Source organism: Citrobacter sp. Cpo032 (assembly GCF_030332975.1).
Classification (GTDB): domain Bacteria; phylum Pseudomonadota; class Gammaproteobacteria; order Enterobacterales; family Enterobacteriaceae; genus Citrobacter; species Citrobacter portucalensis.
This window is the reverse complement of record NZ_JAOWGU010000052.1, coordinates 164588-190116: the sequence shown is the minus strand read 5'-3', so window position 1 is coordinate 190116 and position 25529 is coordinate 164588. Positions and strand designations below refer to the sequence as shown.

General features: G+C 53.4%; 20 protein-coding genes. 5 read left to right on the top strand and 15 right to left on the bottom strand.

Translation table 11 applies throughout. The features are described from left to right. Positions 1–22 precede the first annotated feature (22 nt). Complete coding sequence (folA, locus tag OGY33_RS22915) at positions 23–502, top strand: type 3 dihydrofolate reductase (protein WP_003018873.1); 480 nt, start codon at positions 23–25, stop codon at positions 500–502. Positions 503–592: 90 nt separating this feature from the next. Here folA and apaH read toward each other — a convergent pair whose 3' ends face one another. The 6 genes from apaH to lptD form a co-directional block, all read right to left on the bottom strand. After that, complete coding sequence (gene apaH / locus OGY33_RS22910; protein ID WP_003829612.1) at positions 593–1441, bottom strand: bis(5'-nucleosyl)-tetraphosphatase (symmetrical) ApaH; 849 nt, start codon at positions 1439–1441, stop codon at positions 593–595. Positions 1442–1451: 10 nt separating this feature from the next. Further along, a complete protein-coding gene (gene apaG / locus OGY33_RS22905) occupies positions 1452–1829 on the bottom strand; it encodes a Co2+/Mg2+ efflux facilitator ApaG/CorD (RefSeq protein ID WP_003018867.1) in 378 nt (125 codons plus the stop codon). A 2-nt stretch (positions 1830–1831) separates the two neighbouring features. Next, a complete protein-coding gene (gene rsmA, locus OGY33_RS22900; protein WP_003829609.1) occupies positions 1832–2653 on the bottom strand; it encodes a 16S rRNA (adenine(1518)-N(6)/adenine(1519)-N(6))-dimethyltransferase RsmA in 822 nt (273 codons plus the stop codon). Then, the gene (gene pdxA / locus OGY33_RS22895) at positions 2646–3638 is read right to left on the bottom strand and encodes a 4-hydroxythreonine-4-phosphate dehydrogenase PdxA (protein WP_191238868.1); all 993 of its coding nucleotides are present in this window, start codon (positions 3636–3638) and stop codon (positions 2646–2648) included. Before pdxA ends, rsmA begins: the two co-directional genes overlap by 8 nt. Next, positions 3638–4924 (bottom strand): peptidylprolyl isomerase SurA, encoded by a 1287-nt coding sequence (gene surA / locus OGY33_RS22890; protein WP_003829603.1) that lies wholly within the window; start codon positions 4922–4924, stop codon positions 3638–3640. The genes pdxA and surA overlap by 1 nt, the downstream gene beginning before the upstream one ends. A gap of 257 nt (positions 4925–5181) precedes the next feature. Then, positions 5182–7539: an LPS assembly protein LptD gene (gene lptD, locus OGY33_RS22885; RefSeq protein ID WP_191238867.1), complete on the bottom strand. Its 2358-nt coding sequence runs from the start codon at positions 7537–7539 to the stop codon at positions 5182–5184. Between the two features lie 379 nt (positions 7540–7918). On the opposite strand from lptD, the gene djlA reads away from it, so the two are divergent. After that, the gene (gene djlA / locus OGY33_RS22880; protein ID WP_008786173.1) at positions 7919–8734 is read left to right on the top strand and encodes a co-chaperone DjlA; all 816 of its coding nucleotides are present in this window, start codon (positions 7919–7921) and stop codon (positions 8732–8734) included. 95 nt (positions 8735–8829) lie between these two features. Here the strand turns inward: djlA and rluA are convergent, their stop codons facing one another. The 3 genes from rluA to polB form a co-directional block, all read right to left on the bottom strand. After that, on the bottom strand, positions 8830–9489 hold the full coding sequence (rluA, locus tag OGY33_RS22875; protein WP_008786174.1) for a bifunctional tRNA pseudouridine(32) synthase/23S rRNA pseudouridine(746) synthase RluA: 660 nt from the start codon (positions 9487–9489) through the stop codon (positions 8830–8832). Positions 9490–9500: 11 nt separating this feature from the next. Continuing rightward, complete coding sequence (rapA, locus tag OGY33_RS22870) at positions 9501–12407, bottom strand: RNA polymerase-associated protein RapA (protein ID WP_048236149.1); 2907 nt, start codon at positions 12405–12407, stop codon at positions 9501–9503. A gap of 177 nt (positions 12408–12584) precedes the next feature. Continuing rightward, on the bottom strand, positions 12585–14936 hold the full coding sequence (gene polB / locus OGY33_RS22865; RefSeq protein ID WP_191238866.1) for a DNA polymerase II: 2352 nt from the start codon (positions 14934–14936) through the stop codon (positions 12585–12587). A gap of 572 nt (positions 14937–15508) precedes the next feature. Here polB and OGY33_RS22860 point away from each other — a divergent pair. After that, positions 15509–15895 (top strand): DUF4751 family protein, encoded by a 387-nt coding sequence (locus tag OGY33_RS22860; RefSeq protein ID WP_048214956.1) that lies wholly within the window; start codon positions 15509–15511, stop codon positions 15893–15895. Positions 15896–15935: 40 nt separating this feature from the next. Here OGY33_RS22860 and araD read toward each other — a convergent pair whose 3' ends face one another. The 3 genes from araD to araB all read right to left on the bottom strand — a co-directional run bounded on the left by araD (position 15936) and on the right by araB (position 19950). After that, the gene (araD, locus tag OGY33_RS22855; RefSeq protein WP_048214955.1) at positions 15936–16631 is read right to left on the bottom strand and encodes an L-ribulose-5-phosphate 4-epimerase; all 696 of its coding nucleotides are present in this window, start codon (positions 16629–16631) and stop codon (positions 15936–15938) included. Between the two features lie 96 nt (positions 16632–16727). Further along, the gene (gene araA, locus OGY33_RS22850) at positions 16728–18230 is read right to left on the bottom strand and encodes an L-arabinose isomerase (RefSeq protein ID WP_168978648.1); all 1503 of its coding nucleotides are present in this window, start codon (positions 18228–18230) and stop codon (positions 16728–16730) included. 10 nt (positions 18231–18240) lie between these two features. Next, positions 18241–19950 carry a ribulokinase gene (gene araB / locus OGY33_RS22845; RefSeq protein ID WP_191238865.1) on the bottom strand — a complete coding sequence of 570 codons (1710 nt, stop codon included), beginning with the start codon at positions 19948–19950 and terminating at the stop codon, positions 18241–18243. Between the two features lie 339 nt (positions 19951–20289). On the opposite strand from araB, the gene araC reads away from it, so the two are divergent. Both araC and OGY33_RS22835 read left to right on the top strand, forming a co-directional pair. Beyond that, positions 20290–21135, top strand: a complete 846-nt coding sequence (araC, locus tag OGY33_RS22840) for an arabinose operon transcriptional regulator AraC (protein WP_003829586.1) — start codon at positions 20290–20292, stop codon at positions 21133–21135. A gap of 119 nt (positions 21136–21254) precedes the next feature. Continuing rightward, entirely contained in the window at positions 21255–22022 is a 768-nt protein-coding gene (locus OGY33_RS22835) for a DedA family protein (protein ID WP_003829584.1), read from the top strand. Positions 22023–22119: 97 nt separating this feature from the next. On the opposite strand, the gene thiQ is transcribed toward OGY33_RS22835, so the two are convergent. The 3 genes from thiQ to thiB are packed head-to-tail and all read right to left on the bottom strand — an operon-like array spanning position 22120 to position 25371. Beyond that, complete coding sequence (gene thiQ, locus OGY33_RS22830) at positions 22120–22818, bottom strand: thiamine ABC transporter ATP-binding protein ThiQ (protein ID WP_191238864.1); 699 nt, start codon at positions 22816–22818, stop codon at positions 22120–22122. Then, a complete protein-coding gene (gene thiP, locus OGY33_RS22825) occupies positions 22802–24412 on the bottom strand; it encodes a thiamine/thiamine pyrophosphate ABC transporter permease ThiP (protein WP_191238863.1) in 1611 nt (536 codons plus the stop codon). Before thiP ends, thiQ begins: the two co-directional genes overlap by 17 nt. Then, positions 24388–25371, bottom strand: a complete 984-nt coding sequence (gene thiB, locus OGY33_RS22820) for a thiamine ABC transporter substrate binding subunit (RefSeq protein WP_057067389.1) — start codon at positions 25369–25371, stop codon at positions 24388–24390. Before thiB ends, thiP begins: the two co-directional genes overlap by 25 nt. Positions 25372–25529: the final 158 nt, after the last annotated feature.

Genomic DNA, 25529 nt, shown 5'->3' with positions numbered 1-25529 from the left:
TTTTGTATCCGGGAAATATTCAATGATCAGTCTGATTGCGGCGTTAGCGGTAGATCGCGTCATCGGTATGGAGAACGCCATGCCGTGGAACCTCCCTGCCGATCTCGCCTGGTTTAAACGTAATACCTTAAACAAGCCGGTTGTCATGGGACGCCACACCTGGGAATCCATCGGGCGACCGTTACCTGGGCGTAAAAATATCGTCATCAGCAGTAAGCCTGGCACCGACGATCGCGTGCAGTGGGTGAAGTCTGTGGATGAAGCAATTGCGGCCTGCGGCGATGAACCTGAAATTATGGTAATTGGCGGTGGGCGTGTGTATGAGCAGTTCCTGCCAAAAGCACAGAAACTGTATCTGACGCACATTGATGCGGAAGTGGAAGGGGATACACATTTCCCGGACTACGAACCGGATGACTGGGAATCGGTGTTCAGTGAATTCCACGATGCCGACGCGCAAAACTCTCACAGCTACTGCTTCGAGATTCTGGAACGTCGTTAATACTGTAAGTGCCGGATGGCGGCGAAACGCCTTATCATCCAGCTAATGTAGGCCGGATAAGGTGCGAGCACCGCATCCGGCAAACGACTATCAGGCGTTGACCGCTTCGCCAGGATCCAGATTCAGATGGCGATTTGACGGCTGCACGAAGTACTGTTTGTCTTCCCAGCGCAGACAGGTGAGATCGCCTCCCCAGCAACACCCCGTATCCAGCGCGTAAATACCTTCTGGCGTGCCTTTACCCTCCAGCGATGCCCAGTGCCCGAATGCAATGCTGTATGCTTCACTGACAGGTCCAGGAATGGCAAACCAGGGCTTCAGCGGGGCAGGTGCGTCTTCTGGTGACTCTTTGCTGTACATATCCAACTGACCGTTAGGGAAGCAGTAACGCATGCGGGTAAAGGCGTTGGTAATAAAACGCAGGCGCGCCAGCCCGGTCAGTTCCGGGGTCCAGTTATTGGGCATGTCGCCGTACATCGCATCAAGGAAGAAGGGATACGAGTCGCTCGACAACACGGCTTCAACATCGCGAGCACAGTCTTTTGCCGTCTGCAGGTCCCACTGTGGGGTGATACCGGCATGCGCCATCACCAGCTTCTTCTCTTCGTCTACCTGCAACAGCGGTTGACGGCGGAGCCAGTTAAGTAATTCGTCGGCATCCGGTGCTTCGAGCAGCGATGTGACCCTGTCTTTAGGTTTATTACGACTGATACCAGCAAATACGGCCAGCAGGTGTAAATCGTGATTACCCAATACTAACCGCACGCTGTCGCCCAGTGATTTCACGTAGCGCAAAACGTCCAGCGAGCCCGGTCCACGAGCGACCAGATCGCCGGTGAGCCATAGGGTGTCTTTTTCGGAATTAAAGTCTACCTGATGCAGCAAGGCTACCAGTTCATCGTAACAACCGTGAACGTCGCCAATAAGGTATGTCGCCATAGTTATTGTTTTAATGAATGAGTGTTGGAACGGCGAGTCGGAATACGGGAATATCGATGGTAAAGGCGATGCCTTGTTCATCGATCATTTCGTAATGACCCTGCATGGTGCCCAGCGGTGTTTCAATCACCGCACCGCTGGTGTACTGGTACTCTTCGCCGGGTTCGATGTGGGGCTGGACGCCAACCACGCCTTCACCCTGAACTTCGGTTTCGCGGCCATGACCATTAGTGATCAACCAATAACGCCCCAACAGCTGCACAGGCGCCCGCCCCAAATTGCGGATAGTTACGGTGTAAGCAAAAACGTAACGTTCATCATCAGGTGAGGATTGCGCCTCAATGTAGACGCTTTGTACCTGAATGCACACTCGGGGCGAATTGATCATGTTTAACTCTCCTTCGATGGCGCGTTTTCTGACAGATAGTTAGCCATCCGGCAGTATTGCGCGACAGAGATATTTTCCGCTCGCATCGCCGGATCAATGCCCAGCTCTGTCAGTACTTCAACGCTAAACAGGTTGCCGAGACTGTTACGTACCGTTTTACGGCGCTGATTAAACGCTTCGGTGGTAATACGGCTCAGCACACGAACATCTTTAACCGGGTACGGCATCGTCGTATGAGGGACCAGACGCACAACGGCTGAATCAACTTTAGGCGCTGGCGTAAATGCGGAAGGCGGTACTTCAAGTACCGGGATCACATTGCAGTAATACTGCGCCATGACGCTTAATCGACCATACGCTTTACTGTTTGGCCCTGCAACCAGACGATTGACCACCTCTTTTTGCAACATGAAATGCATGTCGGCAATGGCATCAGTATAGGAAAAAAGATGGAACATGAGCGGCGTGGAGATGTTGTACGGCAGGTTGCCGAATACGCGCAGCGGCTGTCCCATCGTTTGTGCCAGTTCGCCGAAGTTCATGGTCATGGCATCTTGCTGATAAATCGTCAGCTTAGGCCCTAAAAACGGGTGTGTCTGTAGGCGTGCTGCCAGATCGCGGTCGAGTTCAATGACCGTGAGCTTGTCCAGACGTTCGCCTACTGGTTCGGTCAATGCCGCCAGGCCTGGGCCGATTTCGACCATAGCCTGACCTTTCTGCGGGTTGATAGCAGAGACAATACTTTCGATCACAAACTGATCGTTGAGGAAGTTCTGCCCGAAACGTTTACGGGCTAAATGGCCCTGATGGACTCGATTATTCATTGGTATTAACAATCATTTTGATGGCGAGATTAAGCGCCGTAATAAAACTGCCGACATCTGCTTGCCCACGACCCGCGAGTTCAAGTGCGGTGCCGTGATCGACGGATGTGCGAATAAAGGGCAGGCCCAGCGTGATATTCACACCGCGACCAAATCCCTGGTATTTTAGCACGGGGAGACCCTGATCGTGGTACATTGCCAGCACGGCATCCGCGTGGTCGAGATATTTGGGCTGAAACAGCGTATCTGCGGGCAGCGGACCGTTTAATTTCATTCCCTGCGCACGCAGTTCATCGAGTACCGGAATGATGGTGTCTATCTCTTCCGTTCCCATATGTCCGCCTTCACCAGCATGCGGGTTTAGACCGCACACCAGAATATGCGGATCGGCAATGCCGAATTTGGTGCGTAAATCATGATGCAAAATGCCGATCACTTCCTGAAGCAGGGCGGGCGTAATGGCGTCGGCAACGGCTCTGAGCGGCAAATGCGTGGTTGCCAGGGCAACGCGCAGCTCTTCGGTCGCCAGCATCATAACAACTTTCTTTGCCTGTGAGCGCTCTTCAAAAAACTCGGTATGTCCGGTAAACGGGACGCCAGCGTCATTGATAACGCCCTTGTGAACCGGGCCGGTGATCAGCGCCGCAAACTCACTTTGCAGACAGCCATCGCAGGCGCGAGCCAGCGTATCCACCACATATTGCCCGTTATCTACCGCCAACTGACCCGCGACAACTGGTGCCCGCAGCGCAATAGGTAACAGCGTCAATGTGCCTGCTGATTGCGGTCTGGCTGGGGTATCTGGAGAGTAGGGGAGGAGTGAAAGCGGTAAACCGAGCATCGCTGCCCGGTCACTGAGGAGTGCTGCATCCGCACAGACAACGAGTTCTACAGGCCACGCGCGCTGGGCGAGCTGAACCACCAGGTCCGGGCCAATCCCGGCGGGTTCGCCGGGAGTGATAACAACGCGTTGAGCACGAGTCATTAGTTGCTCAGAACTTTAACGTAAGCGCTGGCGCGCTGTTCCTGCATCCAGGTTGCTGCTTCTTCCGAGAATTTACGGTTCATCAGCATACGGTAAGCTCTGTCTTTCTGCGCTGCGTCAGTTTTATCAACGTTACGCGTATCCAGCAGTTCGATCAGATGCCAACCGAAAGAGGAGTGCACCGGGGCGCTCATCTGGCCTTTGTTAAGTTTGGTCAGCGCATCGCGGAAAGCAGGGTCGAAAATATCTGCTGCAGCCCAGCCCAGATCGCCGCCCTGGTTGGCAGAGCCTGGATCCTGAGAAAACTCTTTAGCGGCTGCCGCGAAGGTCGTTTTACCGCTCTTAATATCTGCCGCGATTTGTTCCAGCTTCAGACGCGCCTGCTGATCGGTCATGATCGGCGACGGCTTAAGCAGAATGTGGCGAGCGTGAACTTCAGTCACGGAGATGCTCTGGCTTTGGCCACGCATATCGTTGACTTTCAGGATGTGGAAGCCGACACCGGAACGAATTGGGCCAATGATATCGCCTTTTTTCGCAGTGCTTAACGCCTGGGCAAAGATACCCGGCAGCTCCTGAATACGTCCCCAGCCCATCTGGCCGCCTTTCAGCGCCTGCTGGTCAGCGGAATAAGTAATAGCCAGTTTGCCGAAATCACTACCGTTACGCGCTTCATCAACAACAGAGCGCGCCTGGCTTTCAGCCGCGTTAACCTGGTCGGACGTTGGGTTTTCCGGTAATGGGATCAGAATGTGGCTCAGGTTCAGTTCGGTGCTGGCATCGTTTTGGTTGCCCACCTGTTGCGCCAGGGCATCTACTTCCTGAGGCAGGATAGTGACGCGACGGCGAACTTCGTTGTTACGCACTTCAGAGATGGTCATCTCTTTGCGGATCTGGCTACGATAGGTTGAATAGCTTAAGCCATCCTGTGCCAGGCGGCTGCGCATCTGATCCAGCGTCATGTTGTTCTGCTTGGCGATGTTGGCAATAGCCTGATCCAACTGCTCGTCAGAGATTTTCACCCCCATCTTCTGACCCATTTGCAGGAGGATTTGATCCATGATCAAACGTTCCAGGATCTGATGACGCAGCGTAGCGTCATCCGGTAATTGCTGACCTGCCTGACCTGCATTCAGTTTTACTGACTGCATTAAGCCATCGACGTCGCTTTCCAGAACGACGCCGTTATTGACGACGGCTGCAACTTTATCGACTACCTGTGGGGCAGCGAAACTGGTATTCGCGATCATGGCGATACCGAGAAGCAGCGTTTTCCAGTTCTTCATACTTTTTCCATTATTAATTAACCGCAATGCGGATTACGTTGTATACCCTTCGTCTTTCAAGCCGCATTTTTGTTGGCTGCTGAGTTACTCGTCTCATCCATGAGACTCGCCCTTATGGGCCGTCGCTGTGCGACGTTCAAATCTGTTCCTGACAGATTTGTCACTCACCCCAGTCACTTACTTATGTAAGCTCTTGGGGATTCTCTCAGTTGCCGCCTCAATGCAGCTCGAAATCCATTGGGTATCAATAAATCAGATCATAAAGAGCTTTGATACGGCAAAATGTTCGAACGCAGCATTTGGTTGGTGCCGAGACCGTAGTTGGAGCTCAGACCGCGCAGTTCGATATTAAAGCCGATCGTGTTGTCATAAATCGCGTGTTGCTGGGTATTATCCCAACCGTTCAGCTTACGCTCGTAGCCGAAGCGAATGGCGTAACAGCAGGAGTTGTACTGTAAGCCCAGCATTGAATCTGCTTCTTTGTTCACCTTGGTATCGAAGTAGTAAGCACCAACAATCGACCAACGCTCAGCAATCGGGAAGCTTGCCACCGCGCCCACCTGCGAAATCCCGTTTTCATACTGGGCGTTAGTTACATCACGTGAAGGTACAGCGGCCTTAATATACTCTGGGCTGGCATAACGGTAGTTCAATTGCAGCATACGGTTTTCGTCGCGGCGGTATTCGATACTGCTATTGCTGGTTGCGATGCTATCCAGACGCGTGTCGTACTGGATCCCACTGCGTAAACCCCAACGATCGGAGATGCGCCAGTAGGTATCGCCCGCCCATACCAGTGAACCTGTTTTGTCGTCATTCTCCCATTCTGTATGGTCATCGCCGGTGCGAGACTCGGTGAAATAGTAGATTTGACCCACAGAAATATTAAAACGTTCAACGGCCGCGTCATCATAAACGCGAGATGTGACCCCCGTCGTCACCTGGTTGGCAGAAGCAATACGGTCCAGGCCACCATAAGTACGGTCACGGAACAGGCCGGTGTAGTCAGATTGCAGCAAGGAGGAGTCATAGTTATAGATATGACTTTGATCGCGATATGGGACGTACAGGTACTGCGCGCGCGGCTCCAGCGTCTGGGTATAACCCGGCGCCAGCATTTGCATGTCACGCTCGAATACCATCTTGCCGTCGACTTTAAACTGCGGCATGACGCGGTTGGCGGAATCATCCAGCTTAGTGTTCTTCGGATTACTGTTATACCAATCCAGATTGGTCTGCTGGTAGTGCGTTGCCAGCAGCTTCGCTTCGGTATTGATACTACCCCAGTTATTCGACAACGGCAGATTGATCGTCGGTTCCAGGTGAACACGCGTTGCTTCCGGCATGTTGTCATTGGTATTGACGAAATGGACCGCCTGGCCATAAATACGGGTATCAAACGGACCGACGTCATTTTGGTAGTAGTTGACGTCTAACTGCGGCTGGGCAGAGTAACTGTTACTGTTTGCGGAATCGAACACCTGGAACTGCTTGGTCGATACCGTAGCGTCAAAGTTTTGTACCGCGTAGCCGACGCTGAATTTCTGCGTGGCGTAGCCGTCGGTACTGGAACCGTATTTATTATCGAAATCGTTAAAGTAGCTGGTGTCGCTGACCTTGGTGTAGTCGACGTTGAAACGCCACACCTGGTCCATTACGCCAGAGTGCTGCCAGTAGAACAGCCAGCGGCGTGAGTTGTCATCCTTCGGATGTTCGTCCTCGTACACTTTATCGGAATTCAGATAGTCGAACTCCATCAAGCCCGCACCCGCCTGGGTGAGGTAGCGGAATTCGTTCTCCCACATGATCCCGCCACGACGGTGCATATAATGTGGCGTGATGGTGGCGTCCATATTGGGCGCAATGTTCCAGTAATACGGGAGGTAGAACTCAAAATAGTTATTGGAGGAATATTTTGCGTTCGGGATCAGGAAACCGGAACGGCGCTTATCGCCGACGGGTAACTGTAAATAAGGACTATAAAAGACCGGAACCGGACCCAGTTTAAAACGGGCGTTCCAGATCTCTGCGACCTGTTCTTCACGGTCGTGGATAACTTCGCTACCGACGACGCTCCAGGTATCTGAACCTGGCAGACAGGAGGTAAAGCTACCGTTTTCCAGAATGGTATAACGGTTTTCCCCACGCTGTTTCATCAGGTCGGCTTTCCCGCGCCCCTGACGGCCGACCATCTGGTAATCACCTTCCCAGATGTTGGTATCTTTGGTATTCAGATTGGACCAGCCCTTCGGCCCCTTCAGAATAACCTGATTGTCGTCATAATGGACATTGCCCAACGCATCGACGGTACGTATTGGCTCCGGCTGGCCTTCAGCCTGCTTCTGATGAAGCTGTACTTCGTCGGCCTGCAGGCGGCTGTTACCCTGTGCGATATCCACGTTGCCGGTAAACACCGCGTCATCGGGATAATTCCCTTTTGCGTTGTCGGCATTGATGGTGACGGGTAACTCATTAGTCTCGCCCTGTACCAGAGGACGGTCATAGCTCGGCACGCCCAGCATACACTGTGAGGCGAGATCGGCTGCCAGGCCCTGATGGCTATAGAGGGCGCTGGCAATCATGGTGGCCAGAAGAGTGGGAATACGTTTTTTCATACGTTGTATTTATTGTTCCATCATCAGTAGCGTCGCGCGTGACAAACGGTCACAGCCTAACTTATCTCATCTTCACTTCGCTAGTATTAATCCTGCCCATTTTATACCCGCCACCTTTCAAGCTGCATCTTCGTTGTCTTCCTCGTTCACCCCAGTCACTTACATGGGTAAGCTCCAGGGGACTCACTACGTTGCCGCCTTGCTGCAACTCGAAATCCAACGGGTATAGCGTTTGTGGTGTTAGGCACGGCATTGAATGACAGGTATGATAATGCAAATTATAGGCGATGTCCCACAATTGACCGCAGCCGTAAATCGGTAAAAGCACCTTATATTGTGGGACATAGCCTGGCTGAGAGCGGAAAGATTTGGGGAGTCTATGCAGTATTGGGGAAAGATAATTGGTGTAGCCGTGGCCTTAATGATGGGCGGCGGCTTCTGGGGTGTGGTTCTGGGGCTGTTAGTTGGCCACATGTTCGACAAAGCCCGCATGCGCAAAATGGCGTGGTTTGCCAACCAACGTGAACGCCAGGCGCTGTTTTTTGCCACCACTTTTGAGGTGATGGGACATCTGACCAAATCCAAAGGTCGTGTCACGGAAGCCGATATTCATATCGCCAGCCAGTTGATGGATCGGATGAATTTGCATGGTGACTCGCGAACGGCAGCACAACATGCCTTCCGGGTAGGAAAATCGGATAATTACCCATTACGTGAAAAGATGCGTCAGTTTCGCAGCGTCTGTTTTGGTCGATTCGATCTGATCCGCATGTTTCTGGAGATTCAGATCCAGGCTGCATTTGCCGATGGGTCGTTGCATCCTAACGAACGTGAAGTGCTGTATGTGATTGCTGAAGAGTTGGGGATCTCACGCACCCAATTTGATCAGTTCCTGCGCATGATGCAGGGCGGCGCACAGTTTGGCGGCGGATATCAGCAGCAGTCTGGCGGCGGTGGCTGGCAGCAGGCGCAACGCGGCCCGACGCTGGAAGACGCCTGTAATGTGCTGGGTGTGAAAACGACCGACGATGCGACCACCATCAAGCGCGCTTACCGTAAGCTGATGAGCGAGCACCATCCGGACAAACTGGTTGCGAAAGGTCTGCCGCCAGAGATGATGGAAATGGCGAAGCAAAAAGCGCAGGAAATCCAAAAAGCTTACGAGCTGATTAAGGATCAAAAAGGATTCAAGTGATTGAATTGCCGGATGCGGCTAGCGCCTTATCCGGCCTACGTTAATGAATGTAGGCCGGGCAAGCGAAGCGCCCCCGGCATAAATTGGCTCAGAATTTAAAAATCTGCCGGGACTTTAAACGTCATACTGTTGCCGTATTCGGGATGCGTGATGGTTAACATCTCTGCATGCAGCAACAGGCGCGGCGCTAACGCCAGAGCTTCCGGCGGAGCATAGAAGCGGTCGCCCAGGATAGGATGCCCTAAAGCCAGCATATGCACACGCAGCTGGTGGGAGCGTCCGGTAATGGGTTTGAGCACGACCCGGGCGGTGTTATCCGCCGCGAACTCCACAACTTCATACTCGGTCTGCGCCGATTTCCCGGTCTCATAACACACTTTTTGCTTTGGCCTGTTTGGCCAGTCGCAAATCAGCGGTAAATCAACCAGACCCTCGGCCGGAGCAGGATGCCCCCAGACGCGTGCGACATACTGTTTTTTCGGTTCGCGCTCGCGAAACTGGCGTTTTAGCTCGCGCTCTGCCGCTTTGGTTAGCGCGACTACAATCACGCCGCTGGTTGCCATATCCAGACGATGCACGGATTCAGCCTGCGGATAATCGCGCTGAATACGCGTCATCACGCTGTCTTTGTGCTCATCCAGACGACCTGGCACAGACAACAAGCCGCTCGGCTTGTTGACCACCATAATGTGGTCATCCTGATACAGGATGACCAGCCAGGGTTCCTGCGGCGGATTGTAGTTTTCCATCCCCATGTATGGCTCCGTTACTGATGCGTCACGACGATCAAGCGCAGGGCATCGAGACGCCAGCCCGCCTGATCCAGGCTTTCCATCACCTGCTGACGGTTGCTTTCAATTGCGCTAAGTTCGTCATCACGGATGTTCGGGTTAACGGCACGCAGCGCTTCGAGACGGGAAAGTTCTGCCGTCAGCTTCTCGTCAGCTTCTTTACGCGCTGCGTCGATCAGCGCGCGGGCTGATTTTTCCACCTGCGCTTCACCGAGTTGCAGAATGGCATGAACATCCTGCTGCACGGCGTTGACCAGTTTGCTGCCGGTGTGGCGGTTAACGGCGCTGAGCTGACGGTTAAAGGTTTCGAACTCAACCTGTGCAGCAAGGTTATTGCCGTTTTTATCCAGCAGCATGCGTACCGGCGTTGGCGGCAGGAAGCGGTTCAACTGCAGCTGTTTCGGCGCTTGCGCTTCAACGACATAGACCAGCTCAACCAGCAGCGTACCAACAGGTAATGCTTTGTTTTTCAACAACGAAATAGTGCTGCTTCCGGTGTCGCCGGAGAGGATCAGATCCAGACCATTGCGGATCAGCGGATGCTCCCAGGTAATAAACTGTGCGTCTTCACGTGACAGGGCGACATCGCGCTCGAACGTAATGGTGCAGCCATCTTCCGGCAGCCCAGGGAAATCCGGCACCAGCATATGATCGGACGGCGTCAGTACGATCAAATTGTCGCCACGGTCATCCTGATTAATACCGACGATATCAAACAGGTTCATGGCGAAGGCGATCAGGCTGGTATCGTCGTCCTGTTCTTCAATACTTTCAGCCAACGCCAGTGCTTTTTCGCCGCCGTTAGAGTGGATCTCCAGCAGGCGATCGCGACCTTGCTCCAGCTGTGCTTTCAGCGCGTCATGCTGTTCGCGGCAGGTTTTGATCAGATCGTCAAAGCCCTCGGTATTTTCTGGTTCAGCCAGGTAGCCGATCAGATTGTTATAGACCGTGTCATAGATGGTACGGCCGGTCGGGCAGGTGTGTTCGAACGCGTCCAGACCTTCGTGGTACCAGCGCACCAGCACGGATTGCGCGGTTTTTTCCAGGTACGGAACGTGAATCTGAATATCATGCGCCTGACCAATACGGTCAAGACGGCCAATACGCTGCTCCAGCAGATCCGGGTTGAACGGCAGGTCAAACATCACCAGATTGCTGGCGAACTGGAAGTTACGCCCTTCGGAGCCGATTTCAGAGCACAGCATTACCTGGGCACCGCTATCTTCTTCGCTAAACCAGGCCGCGGCGCGGTCACGTTCAATGATCGACATCCCTTCATGGAATACGGCAGCGCGGATACCTTCGCGTTCGCGCAGAACCTGTTCCAGCTGAAGCGCGGTAGTGGCTTTCGCGCAGATAACCAGCACTTTTTGCGAGCGGTGGCTGGTCAGGTAGCCCATCAGCCATTCCACGCGCGGGTCAAAGTTCCACCAGGTGCCGGTGTCGCCTTCGAATTCCTGATAAATCTGTTCCGGGTAGAGCATGTCGCGCGCCCGGTCTTCTGCACTTTTACGCGCGCCCATAATGCCGGAGACTTTAATCGCCGTCTGGTATTGGGTCGGCAGCGGCAGCTTGATGGTATGCAGCTCGCGTTTCGGGAAGCCTTTTACACCGTTACGGGTGTTACGGAACAGCACACGGCTGGTGCCATGGCGGTCCATCAGCATCGAAACCAGCTCCTGACGCGCGCTCTGGGCGTCTTCGCTGTCGCTGTTTGCCGCCTGCAATAGCGGCTCAATGTCCTGCTCGCCAATCATGTCGCCTAACATGTTCAGCTCATTGTTACTCAGCTTGTTGCCTGCCAGCAGCATGGCGACGGCGTCGGCGACCGGACGATAATTTTTTTGCTCTTCAACAAACTGGGCGAAATCGTGGAAACGGCTCGGGTCCAGCAGGCGCAGGCGTGCAAAGTGACTTTCCATGCCCAGCTGCTCCGGTGTAGCGGTTAGCAGCAGGATGCCCGGCACACGTTCTGCCAGTTGTTCAATGGCCATATATTCGCGGCTGGGCGCGTCTTCGCTCCACACCAGGTGATGGGCTTCATCGACAATCAGCAGATCCCACTCGGCGTCACACAGGTGCTCCAGACGTTGTTTATTACGACGGGCAAAGTCCAGCGAGCAGATGACCAGTTGTTCGGTTTCAAACGGGTTGTAGGCGTCGTGCTGCGCTTCTGCATAACGCTCATCATCAAACAGCGCAAAACGCAGGTTGAAACGGCGCAGCATTTCGACCAGCCACTGGTGCTGTAATGTCTCTGGGACGATGATCAGCACGCGCTCTGCGGCGCCGGACAGCAGTTGTTGATGCAGGATCATCCCGGCTTCAATGGTTTTACCTAAACCCACTTCGTCTGCCAGTAAAACGCGAGGAGCATGACGACGGCCAACATCATGAGCAATGTTAAGCTGGTGAGGAATCAGGCTGGTACGTTGACCACGCAACCCACTCCACGGCATACGGTATTGTTCGCTCTGAAATTTACGGGCGCGATAGCGCAGAGCAAAGCGATCCATGCGGTCAATCTGACCGGCAAACAGGCGATCTTGCGGTTTGCTGAATACCAGTTTGCTGTCGAGCAGTACTTCACGCAGCATGACACCGGTTTCTTCGGTATCCAGGCGGGTTCCGATATAGGCAAGCAGGCCATTTTCTTCTTTTACTTCATCGACATGCAGTTGCCAGCCTTCATGGCTTGTTATCGTATCGCCAGGATTGAACATCACGCGGGTCACGGGGGAATCACTGCGCGCATACAGACGGTTTTCGCCCGTCGATGAGAAAAGTAAAGTGACGGTTCGCGCATCCATGGCGACAACAGTACCAAGTCCCAATTCGCTTTCTGTATCGCTGATCCAGCGTTGACCAAGTGTAAAAGGCATATATGTTCGGCTCTATATCTTTAATTGCAGGCAATACTCGTCATTTTCCGGGCTAATCCCCGTTATTGAGAGCATACGACCCCGCTACCAGGCTAATAAATCAGTGGTAGTGGTGTTAAATGGGTCCAGGAATGGAAAGGGCGCTATGGTACTGGATGGCGGCGGTTTCGTCACGCGTCAAAATAACCCCAGTTGTCCTGTGAGTAGTGTAGCAAAATTATCGTCAATAAAGGGAAGAATTCCCTCGGCAACGGGTTGGATCTGGCGGGTCAGATAATGCTCGTAATCGAGTACAGATAGCTGATAATCAACAGGTTCTGGGCCATTGATCGTCCAGACATATTTTATGGTTCCGCGATTCTGATACTGTGGCGGACGCCCCAGCTTTACATTCTGCTCATCGGCGAGTCGCGCGGCACGAACGTGTGGTGGAACATTTCGCTGGTATTCACTTAACGGGCGACGCAGGCGCTTGCGGTACACCAGTTGTTCATCCATTTCACCGGCCATCAGACGGTCAATAGTCTCGCGAACAAACTCCTGATAAGGTTCGTTACGAAAAATTCGCAGGTATAGCTCCTGCTGAAACTGTTGGGCCAGCGGCGTCCAGTCGGTTCGTACCGTTTCCAGTCCCTTAAACACCATACGTTGCTCTGCACCGTCCTGAATCATCCCCGCATAGCGTTTTTTACTTCCGGTATCTGCACCGCGAATGGTCGGCATCAGAAAGCGACAAAAATGGGTTTCAAATTCCAGCTCCAGCGCGCTGGTCAGATTTTGTTGCTTCAGCGATTGCGCCCACCAGGTGTTGACATAGCTCACCAGTTCCCGACCAATTCGGGCTGCATCGTCTTCTGAGTGCGCCTTTTTCAGCCAGACAAAGGTGGAATCGGTATCGCCATAAATGACATCGTAACCCTGAGCCTCAATTAACGCTTTGGTCTGGCGCATGATCGCATGGCCGCGCATGGTAATGGACGAGGCCAGTCTCGGGTCGAAAAAGCGACAGGCGGTGGTGCCCAGCACGCCGTAAAATGCGTTCATGATGATTTTCAACGCCTGCGAGAGCGGTTTATTGCCGCGGCGTTTTGCTTCTTCGCGCCCGTGCCAGATCTGTGTAACGATTTCCGGCAGGCAGTGCTTTTTGCGTGAAAACCAGGCGTCAAGGAAACCTTCGGTGCTGTGTTCCGGATCCGGCTGCGCCATCCCTTCGATAAGCCCCACCGGATCGATTAAAAAAGTACGAATTATTGAGGGATACAGGCTTTTGTAATCCAGCACCAGTACGGAGTCGTATAAGCCTGGGCGCGAGTCCATCACATAGCCGCCGGGACTGGCGTGCGCGGGGACTTCACCGAGATTCGGCGCCACATAACCCGCCCGGTGCATGCGCGGAAGGTAGAGGTGGCCGAAGGCGGCAACCGAACCACCGTGACGGTCGACCGGCAGACCGTTGACCGTCGAGCGCTCCAGCAGAAATGGCATGATCTCGGTTTTATGAAAAATGCGCGTGACCAGCTCACAGTCTTTGAGATTGTAGGTGGCGAGCGCGGGTTTATCCTGGGCAAACCGACGGTCAATTTCGTCCATTCTGTCCCACGGATTATCAATCGACTTCCCTTCGCCCAGCAGCTCCTGTGACACCGTTTCCAGCGAGAATGACGAGAAATTCCAGAAGGCGGATTTGAGTGCTTCAATGCCGTCAATGATCAGACGACCTTTGGCCTGCGCGAAGAACACGCCGTTTTTGAAGCCATGCTCGCGCCACTCCAGTTCGCTATTATCACGACCAAAACGCAGGGGAATGCGGTAACGTTCGGCGTGCTTTTGCAGGACGCGTAAATCGAATTGCACGACGTTCCAGCCGATTATCACATCAGGATCGTGACGGGCAATCCAGTCATTGAGTTTTTCCAGCAACTGCGGGCGGCTTGCTACGTACTTAAGTTCAAAATCAAGCGTAGAGGCGTCGCCGTTTGGCGGGCCGAGCATGTAGACAATACGCTGCCCACAGCCTTCAAGACCGATGCAATAGAGTTCGCCGTGGCGCGTGGTTTCAATATCCAGCGATACCCATTTTAGCGGTGGTCGATAGTCAGGGTTCGGCTTCAGGCGGGCATTCAGCAGCATGTCATTATGTCTGTCGCCTTCGACCCAAACAGGGGAGGTGATAAAGCGCTCCATCAGATACCGCTCAGGTGGGCGTACGTCGCCCTCATAGACGGTGACTGCGTTTTCGCGCAGCAGTTTTTCCAATCGCATGAGCTGGCGATGTGAGCGGCAATACAGTCCGGAAACAGGCTGGCGGTGGAAGTCTTGCAATTGCAGCGATTTCAGGCGATAGCCGTTTTCAGTGCGTAATAATGACATTACGCGAGGAACCTGACTGGTGGGAATAAACGCGACCGACTCCTTAGGCGCGAGCGTGACCTGCAGCGGCCCATCGTCTGTAGCCAGCCAGAATGAGACCTCAGTTCCCTGCGGGGTGTCCCGCCAGTGCCGGGTTAAAATAAAACCTGCTTGCGCCACGCTGCGTATCCGTCAAAAAACCAGGCATTATTATAGCCTGGTTCTGATAGATTAGCTGTGATTTTATACAGTTGTCATGCTCAGAAGAGGTTACTGCCCGTAATACGCTTTCCTGAGTAAAATAATTATTCCTACCTGACAATGTTATCTTCATATGCAATATATGAATAAAATAGCTTTGATAGGCTACAGATAGATATGTTATAGCTGGTATTTGTACATTAGTTTCCATTAATTACGTTGTTTATGTTTTAATTGTTAATTACAAGTTCGTTTTCATACTTTTTTTATTTTTTAGGAATAGTGCTCATTTGATTTTGCTACATATTTCTCGGATTAGTAAAAAAATTATATTTTTATTTGTTTTTATTAGCTGTTAGTGTAAAACTTTCATTCGAAATGTTTGGGTCATTATCTTAAATATAATATATTTAAATGGGGTTGTTATTGTTCTAACTAAGCAGTTTCAATTCAATTTTGTCGGGAAATTCTCTGTGAATATAATTTTATTTTGTCGATGGCTTGTGCATTTTTTGTCCTTTTAATATTAATTTTGAAAAAATGGAGTTTTTATGAACGTTCTTTCCAAACATCAGCTTGGCATTAAATATCAGAACTATATGTTTGTTAACACAATGATTTCTAATCCAGCGATTAAAACTGTGAGCAAGTATATTTTATATAAAACATGGGACGGTAAGTTGTGGAATGCTGAAATTATTGAAAATGGTAGCGCTTTTTTTCACTGGCAGGGTAATGACAAAAGTAAGGGACACAAAGATACAGTGATTAATTATCTGCTGAACGGGCAGAAGTGGCAGGCGACGATTACAGATTATATCTTTTTCCATTGTCTGGAAGGAAATAAGGCTCATGGACACTATGATAATGTAATTGATTATATCTGTTCAAATGATTGTGTATACCAAGGTTCATTCGCCGAATATTATAGCGAATAACTATAAAGGAGCGCGTAGATTATCTGCGCGCTTATTTCTTTTACTGCCCGTAATACGCTTTTGCACCGTGTTTGCGCAGGTAGTGTTTATCTAGCAGGGTTTGCTGCATATCCGGTAATTGCGGCGCGAGCTGGCGGCAGAAAATCCCCATATAGGCTACTTCTTCCAGCACGATGGCGTTATGCACCGCATCTTCGGCATTTTTTCCCCAGGCAAATGGACCGTGAGAGTGCACCAGCACGCCAGGCATCTGTGCGGCATCAATACCTTGTTTTTCAAAGGTTTCAACGATTACGTTACCGGTTTCCCATTCATATTCGCCATTGATTTCTTCGTCGGTCATTTTGCGTGTGCAGGGAATCGAACCGTAGAAATAGTCCGCATGGGTGGTCCCCGTTGCAGGAATCGACTGACCCGCCTGCGCCCAGATGGTTGCATGACGCGAATGGGTGTGAACAATGCCGCCAATGGTCGGGAATGCCTGATACAGCAAACGGTGTGTTGGGGTATCTGAGGAAGGTTTCTTCGTACCTTCTACAACTTCACCCGTGGCGATACTGACTACCACCATATCGTCGGCGGTCATTACGCTGTAATCGACTCCCGAAGGTTTAATCACAAACACGCCGCGCTCGCGATCGACGGCGCTAACGTTTCCCCAGGTCAGCGTCACCAGGTTGTGCTTTGGCAGCGCCAGATTCGCTTCCAGTACCTGACGTTTAAGATCTTCTAGCATGTTAACTCCTGAATGCCGGATGGCGCTTCGCTTATCCGGCCTACGTAATTTGTAGGCCCGGTAAATGAAATGCCACCGGGCAATCCGTTTCACCAATTAACGTTTGAACCCGTAATACACTTCGTTCCAGCGCAGCGCGTCCTTAAAGGCCGGCAGGCGGGTATCGTTATCGATCACTGCGATCTCGATATCGTGCATTTCAGCGAACTGGCGCATATCGTTCAGATCCAGCGCGTGGCTGAACACGGTGTGGTGCGCGCCACCGGCAAGGATCCAGGCTTCAGAAGCGGTTGGCAGATCCGGTTGAGCTTTCCACAGCGCGTTAGCGACAGGCAGTTTTGGCAGGGAGTGCGGCGTTTGTACCGTGTCGATGCAGTTAACCAGCAGGCGATAGCGATCGCCGAGATCGATCAGGCTGGCAACCACTGCCGGGCCGGTTTTGGTGTTGAAGATCAGACGGGCAGGATCGTCTTTACCACCAATGCCGAGGTGCTGTACGTCGAGGATCGGTTTCTCTTCCACCGCGATGGACGGGCACACTTCCAGCATGTGCGAGCCGAGCACCAGATCGTTGCCTTTCTCGAAGTGGTAGGTGTAATCCTCCATAAATGAGGTGCCGCCCTGCAGACCGGTTGACATCACCTTCATGATGCGAAGCAGAGCGGCGGTTTTCCAGTCGCCTTCGCCCGCAAAGCCGTAGCCTTGCTGCATCAGACGCTGTACGGCCAGACCAGGGAGCTGTTTCAGGCCGTGTAAATCTTCAAATGTGGTGGTGAAGGCGTGGAATCCGCCCTGTTCCAGGAAGCGCTTCATCCCCAGTTCAATACGGGCCGCTTCCAGGACGTTCTGACGTTTTTCACCGTGGACTTGCGTCGCCGCCGTCATGGTGTAGGTGCTTTCGTACTCATCGATTAGCGCGTTGATTTCGCCGTCGCTAATTGCGTTCACTACCTGCACCAGATCGCCCACGGCCCAGGTGTTTACCGAGAAGCCGAACTTGATCTGCGCAGCGACTTTATCGCCATCGGTGACCGCAACTTCACGCATGTTGTCGCCAAAACGGCAGACTTTCAGGTGGCGGGTATCCTGTTTGGACACGGCCTGGCGCATCCAGGAGCCAATGCGTTCGTGCGCTTGTTTATCCTGCCAGTGACCGGTGACCACAGCATGCTGCTGACGCATACGCGCGCCGATGAAGCCGAACTCACGACCGCCGTGCGCGGTCTGATTCAGGTTCATAAAGTCCATATCAATGCTCTCCCACGGCAGGGCGGCGTTGAACTGGGTGTGGAACTGCATCAGCGGCTTGTTGAGGATAGTCAGGCCGTTAATCCACATTTTGGCCGGGGAGAAGGTATGCAGCCAGACCACCATCCCTGCACAGCGATCGTCGTAGTTCGCGTCACGACAGATAGCGGTAATCTCATCAGGGGAAGTGCCCAGCGGTTTTAATACCAGCTTGCAGGGCAGTTTGGCTTCAGTATTCAGTGCGTTAACGACGTGCTCGGCATGTTGGGTTACCTGACGCAGGGTTTCAGGGCCATACAGATGCTGGCTACCAATCACAAACCACACTTCATAGTTATCAAAAATCGTCATTGTCGTGTCCTTAATGTGTCAGGGTTGCCAGGTCTACCGGGGCTTGTTGCGCCGGAGCGGCAGTCGGAAGGTATTGCTGTTCAGCGCTTACTGCCCACTGCTGATAGCGGCGGTAAAGCTGTTCAAAACGTTGAGCCTGCTCTGGGCGAGGTTGCAGCGTGTTTTCCACGGCGCTTGCCATCTGCTGCTGAGCGGCAGGGATATCGGCGTGTACTTTCGCGGCAACGGCGGCGAAGATAGCTGCACCGAGTGCGCAGCACTGGTCTGAAGCGACAATCTGTAGCGGACGGTTCAGCACGTCACAGCAGGCCTGCATGATGACCGGGTTCTTGCGCGCGATACCGCCAAGCGCCATCACGTTGTTAACCGCAATGCCTTGTTCGGTGAAGCATTCCATGATGGCGCGTGCGCCAAAGGCCGTGGCGGCAATCAGACCACCGAACAGCGCTGGTGCATCGGTTGCCAGATTCAGGTCGGTAATGACGCCTTTCAGACGCTGGTTGGCATTCGGCGTACGACGACCATTGAACCAGTCGAGCACCACCGGCAGGTGATCCAGCGACGGATTTTTCGCCCAGGCTTCGGTGAGCGCAGGCAGCAGCTGTTTTTGACTGGCTTTAATCTGGGTCTGCAGTTCCGGATGCTGTACGGCAAGCTGTTCCAGCGGCCAGCTCAGCACGCGGCTAAACCAGGCATAGATATCGCCGAATGCAGACTGACCAGCTTCGAGACCAATAAAATTAGGTACCACGCTGCCATCAACCTGGCCGCAAATGCCTTTCACCGCACGCTCGCCAACGCTTTGCTTGTCGGCAATCAGAATGTCGCAGGTTGACGTGCCGATGACTTTCACCAGCGTGTTAGGCTGTGCACCTGCGCCGACCGCGCCCATATGGCAGTCAAAAGCACCGCCTGCAATTACCACACTTTCCGGTAGTCCCAGGCGCTGTGCCCACTCGGTGCACAGGGTGCCAACCGGCAGATCTGCGGTGAAGGTATCGGTAAACATTGGGTATTGCAGATGGCGGTTGAGGATGGGGTCGAGTTCGTCAAAGAAAATGGCTGGCGGCAGACCACCCCAGCTTTCATGCCATAGAGATTTATGCCCGGCGCTGCAGCGACCGCGACGAATATCCTGTGGGCGTACGGTGTTGGAGAGCAGGGCCGGAACCCAGTCGCATAGCTCAATCCACGAAACCGCAGCCTCGGCAACTGCGTGGTCCTGACGAGTGACATGCAGGATTTTGGCCCAGAACCATTCGCTGGAATAAATGCCGCCGATATAGCGGGAGTAATCGATCTTGCCCGGTGTATGGCACAGGCGGGTGATTTCTTCGGCTTCTTCTACTGAGGTGTGATCTTTCCACAGGACAAACATCGCATTCGGGTTTTCCGCGAACTCCGGACGCAGCGCCAGTACATTACCGTCTGCATCGATGGGTGCCGGGGTTGAGCCGGTACTGTCAACGCCAATCCCGACCACTTCCGCGCGTTGCTCAGCGCTCAGTTCGGCCAGTACGGTTTTCAGCGCCGCTTCCATGGACTCAATGTAGTCGCGCGGATGATGGCGAAACTGGTTGTTTGGGCCATCGCAATACTGCCCTTCCTGCCAACGTGGGTACCACTCAACGCTGGTGGCGATCTCTTCGCCGGTGGCACATTCCACCGCCAAAGCGCGTACTGAATCACTACCAAAATCGAGGCCAATTGCAATCGCCATCGTCTTACTCCATCCAAAAATACGGGTATGGATAAACAGTAGTGAGTAGCGATAAAAACCGTCAGGCAGGATCCGCTAATCTTATGGACTAAAATGCTGTGACATCACAAAGTGTGACGCTGTGCAAATAATCAATGTGGACATTTCTGCCGTAGTTATAGACACTTTTGTTAGCCGATTTTGACGTTGGCGTAGTACATGTTTTTTACAAAGAGCTTTTCACAAGCGGGGTTGGTGGTCCATTGCCGCAAATACAGCGGCCCGCAGGGGCGACAGCGATGATGTCTGGCGTAATATGGACAAATTGTTTCTTGGCAGGACATAGGGAGTATTGAAATTATGGCTGAAACGCAAAACGATCCCCTGTTGCCAGGTTATTCGTTTAACGCGCATTTGGTGGCCGGATTAACCCCCATTGAGGCGAACGGATACCTGGATTTTTTTATCGACAGGCCGCTGGGTATGAAGGGTTATATCCTCAATCTCACCATCCGTGGCGAAGGGGTTATCAATAATCAGGGCAAGCAGTTTGTCTGCCGGCCTGGCGATATTCTGTTGTTTCCACCCGGAGAAATTCACCACTACGGGCGCCATCCTGATGCCAGCGAGTGGTATCACCAGTGGGTTTACTTTCGCCCGCGCGCCTACTGGCAGGAGTGGCTGACCTGGCCGGCCATTTTTGGCCAGACCGGTTTTTTCCGCCCGGATGAAGCACATCAGCCGCATTTTAACGAGCTGTTTGGGCAAATAATTAACGCCGGGCAGGGAGAAGGTCGTTATTCTGAACTGCTGGCGATTAATTTACTGGAGCAGTTGTTGCTCCGACGTATGGAAGCCATCAATGAATCGCTACACCCGCCCATGGACAACCGCGTTCGCGATGCCTGCCAGTACATCAGCGATCACCTGGCGGACAGCAATTTTGATATCGCCAGCGTCGCACAGCATGTCTGCCTGTCGCCTTCCCGTTTGTCGCATCTGTTCCGTCAGCAGTTGGGTATCAGTGTATTAAGCTGGCGCGAGGACCAGCGCATCAGCCAGGCGAAGCTGCTGCTGAGTACCACACGTATGCCTATCGCCACCGTAGGTCGCAATGTTGGCTTTGACGACCAGCTCTATTTCTCTCGTGTTTTCAAAAAATGTACCGGTGCCAGTCCGAGCGAGTTTCGCGCTGGATGTGAATAAAAAGTGAATGATGTATCCTGAAAGTTGTCATAACTCGCAATCTATTCAGACAATTGATGGCTTGACGAAGTTGAGAGGGGTTATCAAAATCCCTGCTTCGTAAATTTGACGGACACATTATGCAAGCATTGCTGGAACACTTTATTCTCCAGTCCGCTCTGTACTCTCTGATCGCCGTACTTCTGGTGGCTTTTTTGGAGTCGTTGGCGCTGGTTGGTCTGATTCTGCCCGGGACCGTGATGATGGCGGGGTTGGGCGCGCTGATTGGCAGCGGCGAACTGAACTTCTGGCATGCCTGGCTTGCGGGCATTGTCGGCTGCCTGTTGGGGGACTGGATCTCCTTCTGGTTGGGCTGGCGCTTTAAAAAGCCGCTGCACCGTTGGTCATTCATGAAAAAGAACAAGGCGCTGCTGGATAAAACCGAGCACGCCCTGCATCAACACAGCATGTTTACTATTCTGGTGGGGCGTTTTGTCGGACCGACGCGCCCGCTGGTGCCGATGGTAGCAGGCATGCTGGATCTGCCTGTCGCTAAATTTATCGTCCCGAATATTATTGGCTGCGTGCTGTGGCCACCGTTCTACTTCCTGCCGGGGATCCTGGCGGGAGCGGCAATTGATATCCCTTCTGATATGCAGAGCGGGGATTTTAAATGGTTGCTGCTGGCGACGGCGGTGTTGCTCTGGGTGGGCGGCTGGTTTTGCTGGCGGCTATGGCGTAGTGGCAAAGCGGCTGTTGATCGCTTAACGGCGTATTTCCCCCGTAGCCGTTTGCTGTATCTGGCGCCGTTAACGCTCGGGATCGGCGTGGTCGCGCTGGTGGCGTTACTGCGCCATCCGCTGATGCCGGTGTATATCGACATTCTGCGTAAGGTTGTAGGTTACTGACGATACCTTTGCGGGATGGCGGCTTCGCCTTATCCGGCCTACAAAATGTGCGACCTACAGGCCGGATAAGGCGTTCACGCCGTCATCCGGCAACGCATTATGCTTTAATGCCCAATAGCGCCGAGGCGCTGGCGTTGCCGCTTAACAGATCGTCCGTTTTGCCCTGCCACGCGATGCGCCCGTCGGCGACCACAATCGAGCGGGACGCAATTCGCGCGGCATCTTCTACGCTGTGAGAAACCATCAGCAACGTCAGCTGCTTCTCGCGACAGACTTCGGCGACCAGCGTTAGCATCTCCTGGCGCAGCGCGGGATCGAGCGCTGAGAACGGTTCATCAAGCAGTAAAATAGGTTGTTCCCGCACCAGACAACGCGCCAGCGCCACGCGCTGTCGCTGCCCGCCGGAAAGTTCGCCGGGGAGGCGTTCCAGCAGAGAGTCGAGTCCCATTTGTTGAGCGATGTGGTGCATTTTCTCCCGCTGCGATGTGTTCAGCTTCAATCCCGGATTAAGGCCCAGGCCGATGTTTTGCTGTACGCTCAGATGGCTGAACAGGTTGTTTTCCTGAAACAGCATGGAAACAGGACGGCGTGAGGGCGGCGTGGTGGTGTGATCTTCACCATCAATCATCATGGCACCGCTGGCAGGCGTGAGAAAGCCGGCAATCAGATTCAGCAGCGTACTTTTCCCGGCGCCGCTGGGCCCGAGTACAGCTATTTGCTCACCGCGCGTGACCGATAGCGTAAAGCGCATAGGCAAATGGTGATACAGCCATGTGATATCAATCAGTTTTAACATTTCGACCCGGCAATTTCTCAATAACGGTAAACAGCGTAAAGCACAGGATCAGCAGTAATAACGCCGTAACTGCGCCATCCTGACTGCGATAAGAGCCAATCTGCTGATATAAATAAAACGGCAGGGTACGGAAATCCTCATTACCAAATAACGCCACTACGCCAAAATCGCCAATCGACAGGACGCAGGCAAACGCCATCGCCTGCGCCAGCGGGCACTTCAGGGCGCGCAGTTCAACCACTTTCAGGCGCGACCATCCCTCAATGCCCAACGACTGGCACAACATACTGTAGCGCGCAGTGACGTCACGCATTGGGTTTTCCAGTACCTTCAGTGCATAAGGGATCGCCATCAGCGCATTGGTAAAAATGACAATGCTGTCGGCAGATTCAGGAAGACCAGTGGTGTTATTGAGCAGCAGAAAGAAGCCGGTAGCTAACACGATGCCCGGCATGGCGAGGATCATCATGCCGCTCAACTCCAGCATCTGACCTGCCAGCAGCTGCTGTCGGGCGCGCAGTTCACGACTGCTCCATAACAGCATCATGGTGAGTATCACGCACAATGCCCCTGCCGCCAGCGCGATACGCAGTGAGGTTCCCAGCGCCTGCCACAGCACTGGCTGCATCAGTACATCCAGAACATGGCGGTTTAAGCCATCGACAATCACCGCCAGCAACGGCGGCAATAACAGCAACAGGGCAAGAATAATCAGGATTGCGTCAGCCAGTCGGCTGTGCAGGCGATCGTCGGGATCGCGCCAGCCTTGTACCAGGGTAGCACCGGGAGCAATCGCCCGGCTCAGACGTTGACTGAGGAGCACCAGCGCCAAACAACAAACCATCTGGATCAACGCCAGCATGGCTGCGCGGGCAGGATCGTAATCAAAATTCAGCGCCTGGTAGATAGCCAGCTCGATGGTGGTGGCCTGTGGCCCGCCGCCCAGCGACAGAACGGTGGCGAAGCTGGCGAAGCACAGCATAAAGATGAGTGCCGCGACGGGCAGGATCTGACGACGCAGCCACGGCCATTCAACAAAACGGAAGAAATGCCAGCCACGCATACCCAGCTGAGCGGCTAACTGCCGCTGTTCGCCGGGAATATTCTCCAGCGACTGTAACAGCAGGCGGCTGGCCATCGGCAGATTGAAAAAGACATGCGCCAGCAGAATGCCCTGCAAACCATATGGCGAAAACGTCCACTCCAGCCCGAATGTATGCCAGAGCGAGGCCAGCCAACCCTGGCGGCCGTAGACGCTAAGAATACCGAATACCGCGACCAGCACTGGCAGGATTAACGTCATTGCGCACAGACGCAGCAGCGCCAGACGTCCTGGAAAACGACGACGATAGAGCGCTCTGGCAAGGAAAATCGCCGGGACAACCGACAACACTGCGGATAAAAAAGCCTGCCAGAAAGAAAAGCGCACCACGTGCCACAGGTAGTCATCTTGCCACAGCGAGAGCCACTCTCCCTGTGGGGCGTTAAACCACAGTGCCAAAAATGCGGCCAGGGCAACGGCCACCATCAGCGTGGCGGCGGTAAGCCCTGGAACCAGCCAGCCGGGGATTAACGGCTGACGGCGCGTTGCCATTCGCTAATCCATGCCTGACGTTGAGCCGCAACCTGCTGCGGCGTAAATTCCAGCGGGGTGGCCGGTTTATTCAGTTGCTCGAATCCTGGTGGTAGGGCGACTTGCGTCACGGGATACATCCAGTTGCCGGTCGGAATCGCATTCTGGAATGCCGGGGATACCATAAACTTCAGGAATTTCTCGGCCAGTTCCGGCTGCTTGCTGGCTGCGGTACGGGCGGCGACTTCCACCTGTAAATAGTGGCCTTCGCTAAAGTTGGCCGCGGCGTAGTTGTCTTTTTTATCGGCAATGATGTGATAGGCCGGAGAGGTGGTGTAGCTGAGCACCAGATCGCTTTCACCTTTCAGGAACAGGCCGTAGGCTTCGCTCCAGCCCTTGGTGACGGTGACGGTTTTGGCTGCCAGTTTCTGCCATGCCTCTGGCGCTTTATCGCCATAGACTTTCTGCATCCATAGCAACAGACCCAATCCCGGCGTGCTGGTGCGCGGATCCTGATAAATTACGCGCCATTTTTGGTCGCTCTCTACCAGTTCTTTCAGGCTTTTGGGCGGATTTTTCAGCTTGTTTTTATCATAGACAAAAGCGAAGTAGCCGTAATCAAACGGAACAAAGGTGTCATTTTTCCAGCCGCCGGGTACGTTAACGGCGTCGTTTGCTACACCGCTTTTGGCAAACAGTTTGGTTTGTGTGGCGGCTTCCAGAAGGTTGTTATCCAGACCCAGCACGACGTCGGCTTTGCTGTTTTTTCCTTCCATGCGCAAGCGGTTAAGCAGCGAGACGCCATCTTCCAGCGCCACCAGCTTTAGCTCGCAGTTGCAGTCAGCTTCAAAGGCTTTTTTGATTGTCGGGCCCGGGCCCCAGTCAGCTGCGAACGAGTCGTAGGTATAGACGGTCAGTACAGGTTTAGCGAAGGCAGGCGCTGCGCACAGCAGTAAAAGCGGAAGACATTTTTTAAACACTTTGCACCTCAAGAGTTGGGTGGCAAAGGACTTGAGATAAGCCTCAAATCCCTTCGCCGGCATTATCCGGATCAGGTTCGACGGGTATCTCTCAGCCCATACACTTCATCATTCACGCTGCCTCTGTGTTGGCAGCGCTCGCTCACCCCAGTCACATA

What these genes read in the sequence shown, in the direction of transcription:
- folA (WP_003018873.1), top strand. Translation starts at nt 23, where the DNA reads ATGATCAGTCTGATTGCGGCGTTAGCGGTAGATCGCGTCATCGGTATG.
- apaH (WP_003829612.1), bottom strand. Translation starts at nt 1,441, where the DNA reads ATGGCGACATACCTTATTGGCGACGTTCACGGTTGTTACGATGAACTG.
- apaG (WP_003018867.1), bottom strand. Translation starts at nt 1,829, where the DNA reads ATGATCAATTCGCCCCGAGTGTGCATTCAGGTACAAAGCGTCTACATT.
- rsmA (WP_003829609.1), bottom strand. Translation starts at nt 2,653, where the DNA reads ATGAATAATCGAGTCCATCAGGGCCATTTAGCCCGTAAACGTTTCGGG.
- pdxA (WP_191238868.1), bottom strand. Translation starts at nt 3,638, where the DNA reads ATGACTCGTGCTCAACGCGTTGTTATCACTCCCGGCGAACCCGCCGGG.
- surA (WP_003829603.1), bottom strand. Translation starts at nt 4,924, where the DNA reads ATGAAGAACTGGAAAACGCTGCTTCTCGGTATCGCCATGATCGCGAAT.
- lptD (WP_191238867.1), bottom strand. Translation starts at nt 7,539, where the DNA reads ATGAAAAAACGTATTCCCACTCTTCTGGCCACCATGATTGCCAGCGCC.
- djlA (WP_008786173.1), top strand. Translation starts at nt 7,919, where the DNA reads ATGCAGTATTGGGGAAAGATAATTGGTGTAGCCGTGGCCTTAATGATG.
- rluA (WP_008786174.1), bottom strand. Translation starts at nt 9,489, where the DNA reads ATGGGGATGGAAAACTACAATCCGCCGCAGGAACCCTGGCTGGTCATC.
- rapA (WP_048236149.1), bottom strand. Translation starts at nt 12,407, where the DNA reads ATGCCTTTTACACTTGGTCAACGCTGGATCAGCGATACAGAAAGCGAA.
- OGY33_RS22860 (WP_048214956.1), top strand. Translation starts at nt 15,509, where the DNA reads ATGAACGTTCTTTCCAAACATCAGCTTGGCATTAAATATCAGAACTAT.
- araD (WP_048214955.1), bottom strand. Translation starts at nt 16,631, where the DNA reads ATGCTAGAAGATCTTAAACGTCAGGTACTGGAAGCGAATCTGGCGCTG.
- araA (WP_168978648.1), bottom strand. Translation starts at nt 18,230, where the DNA reads ATGACGATTTTTGATAACTATGAAGTGTGGTTTGTGATTGGTAGCCAG.
- araB (WP_191238865.1), bottom strand. Translation starts at nt 19,950, where the DNA reads ATGGCGATTGCAATTGGCCTCGATTTTGGTAGTGATTCAGTACGCGCT.
- araC (WP_003829586.1), top strand. Translation starts at nt 20,290, where the DNA reads ATGGCTGAAACGCAAAACGATCCCCTGTTGCCAGGTTATTCGTTTAAC.
- OGY33_RS22835 (WP_003829584.1), top strand. Translation starts at nt 21,255, where the DNA reads ATGCAAGCATTGCTGGAACACTTTATTCTCCAGTCCGCTCTGTACTCT.
- thiQ (WP_191238864.1), bottom strand. Translation starts at nt 22,818, where the DNA reads ATGTTAAAACTGATTGATATCACATGGCTGTATCACCATTTGCCTATG.
- thiP (WP_191238863.1), bottom strand. Translation starts at nt 24,412, where the DNA reads ATGGCAACGCGCCGTCAGCCGTTAATCCCCGGCTGGCTGGTTCCAGGG.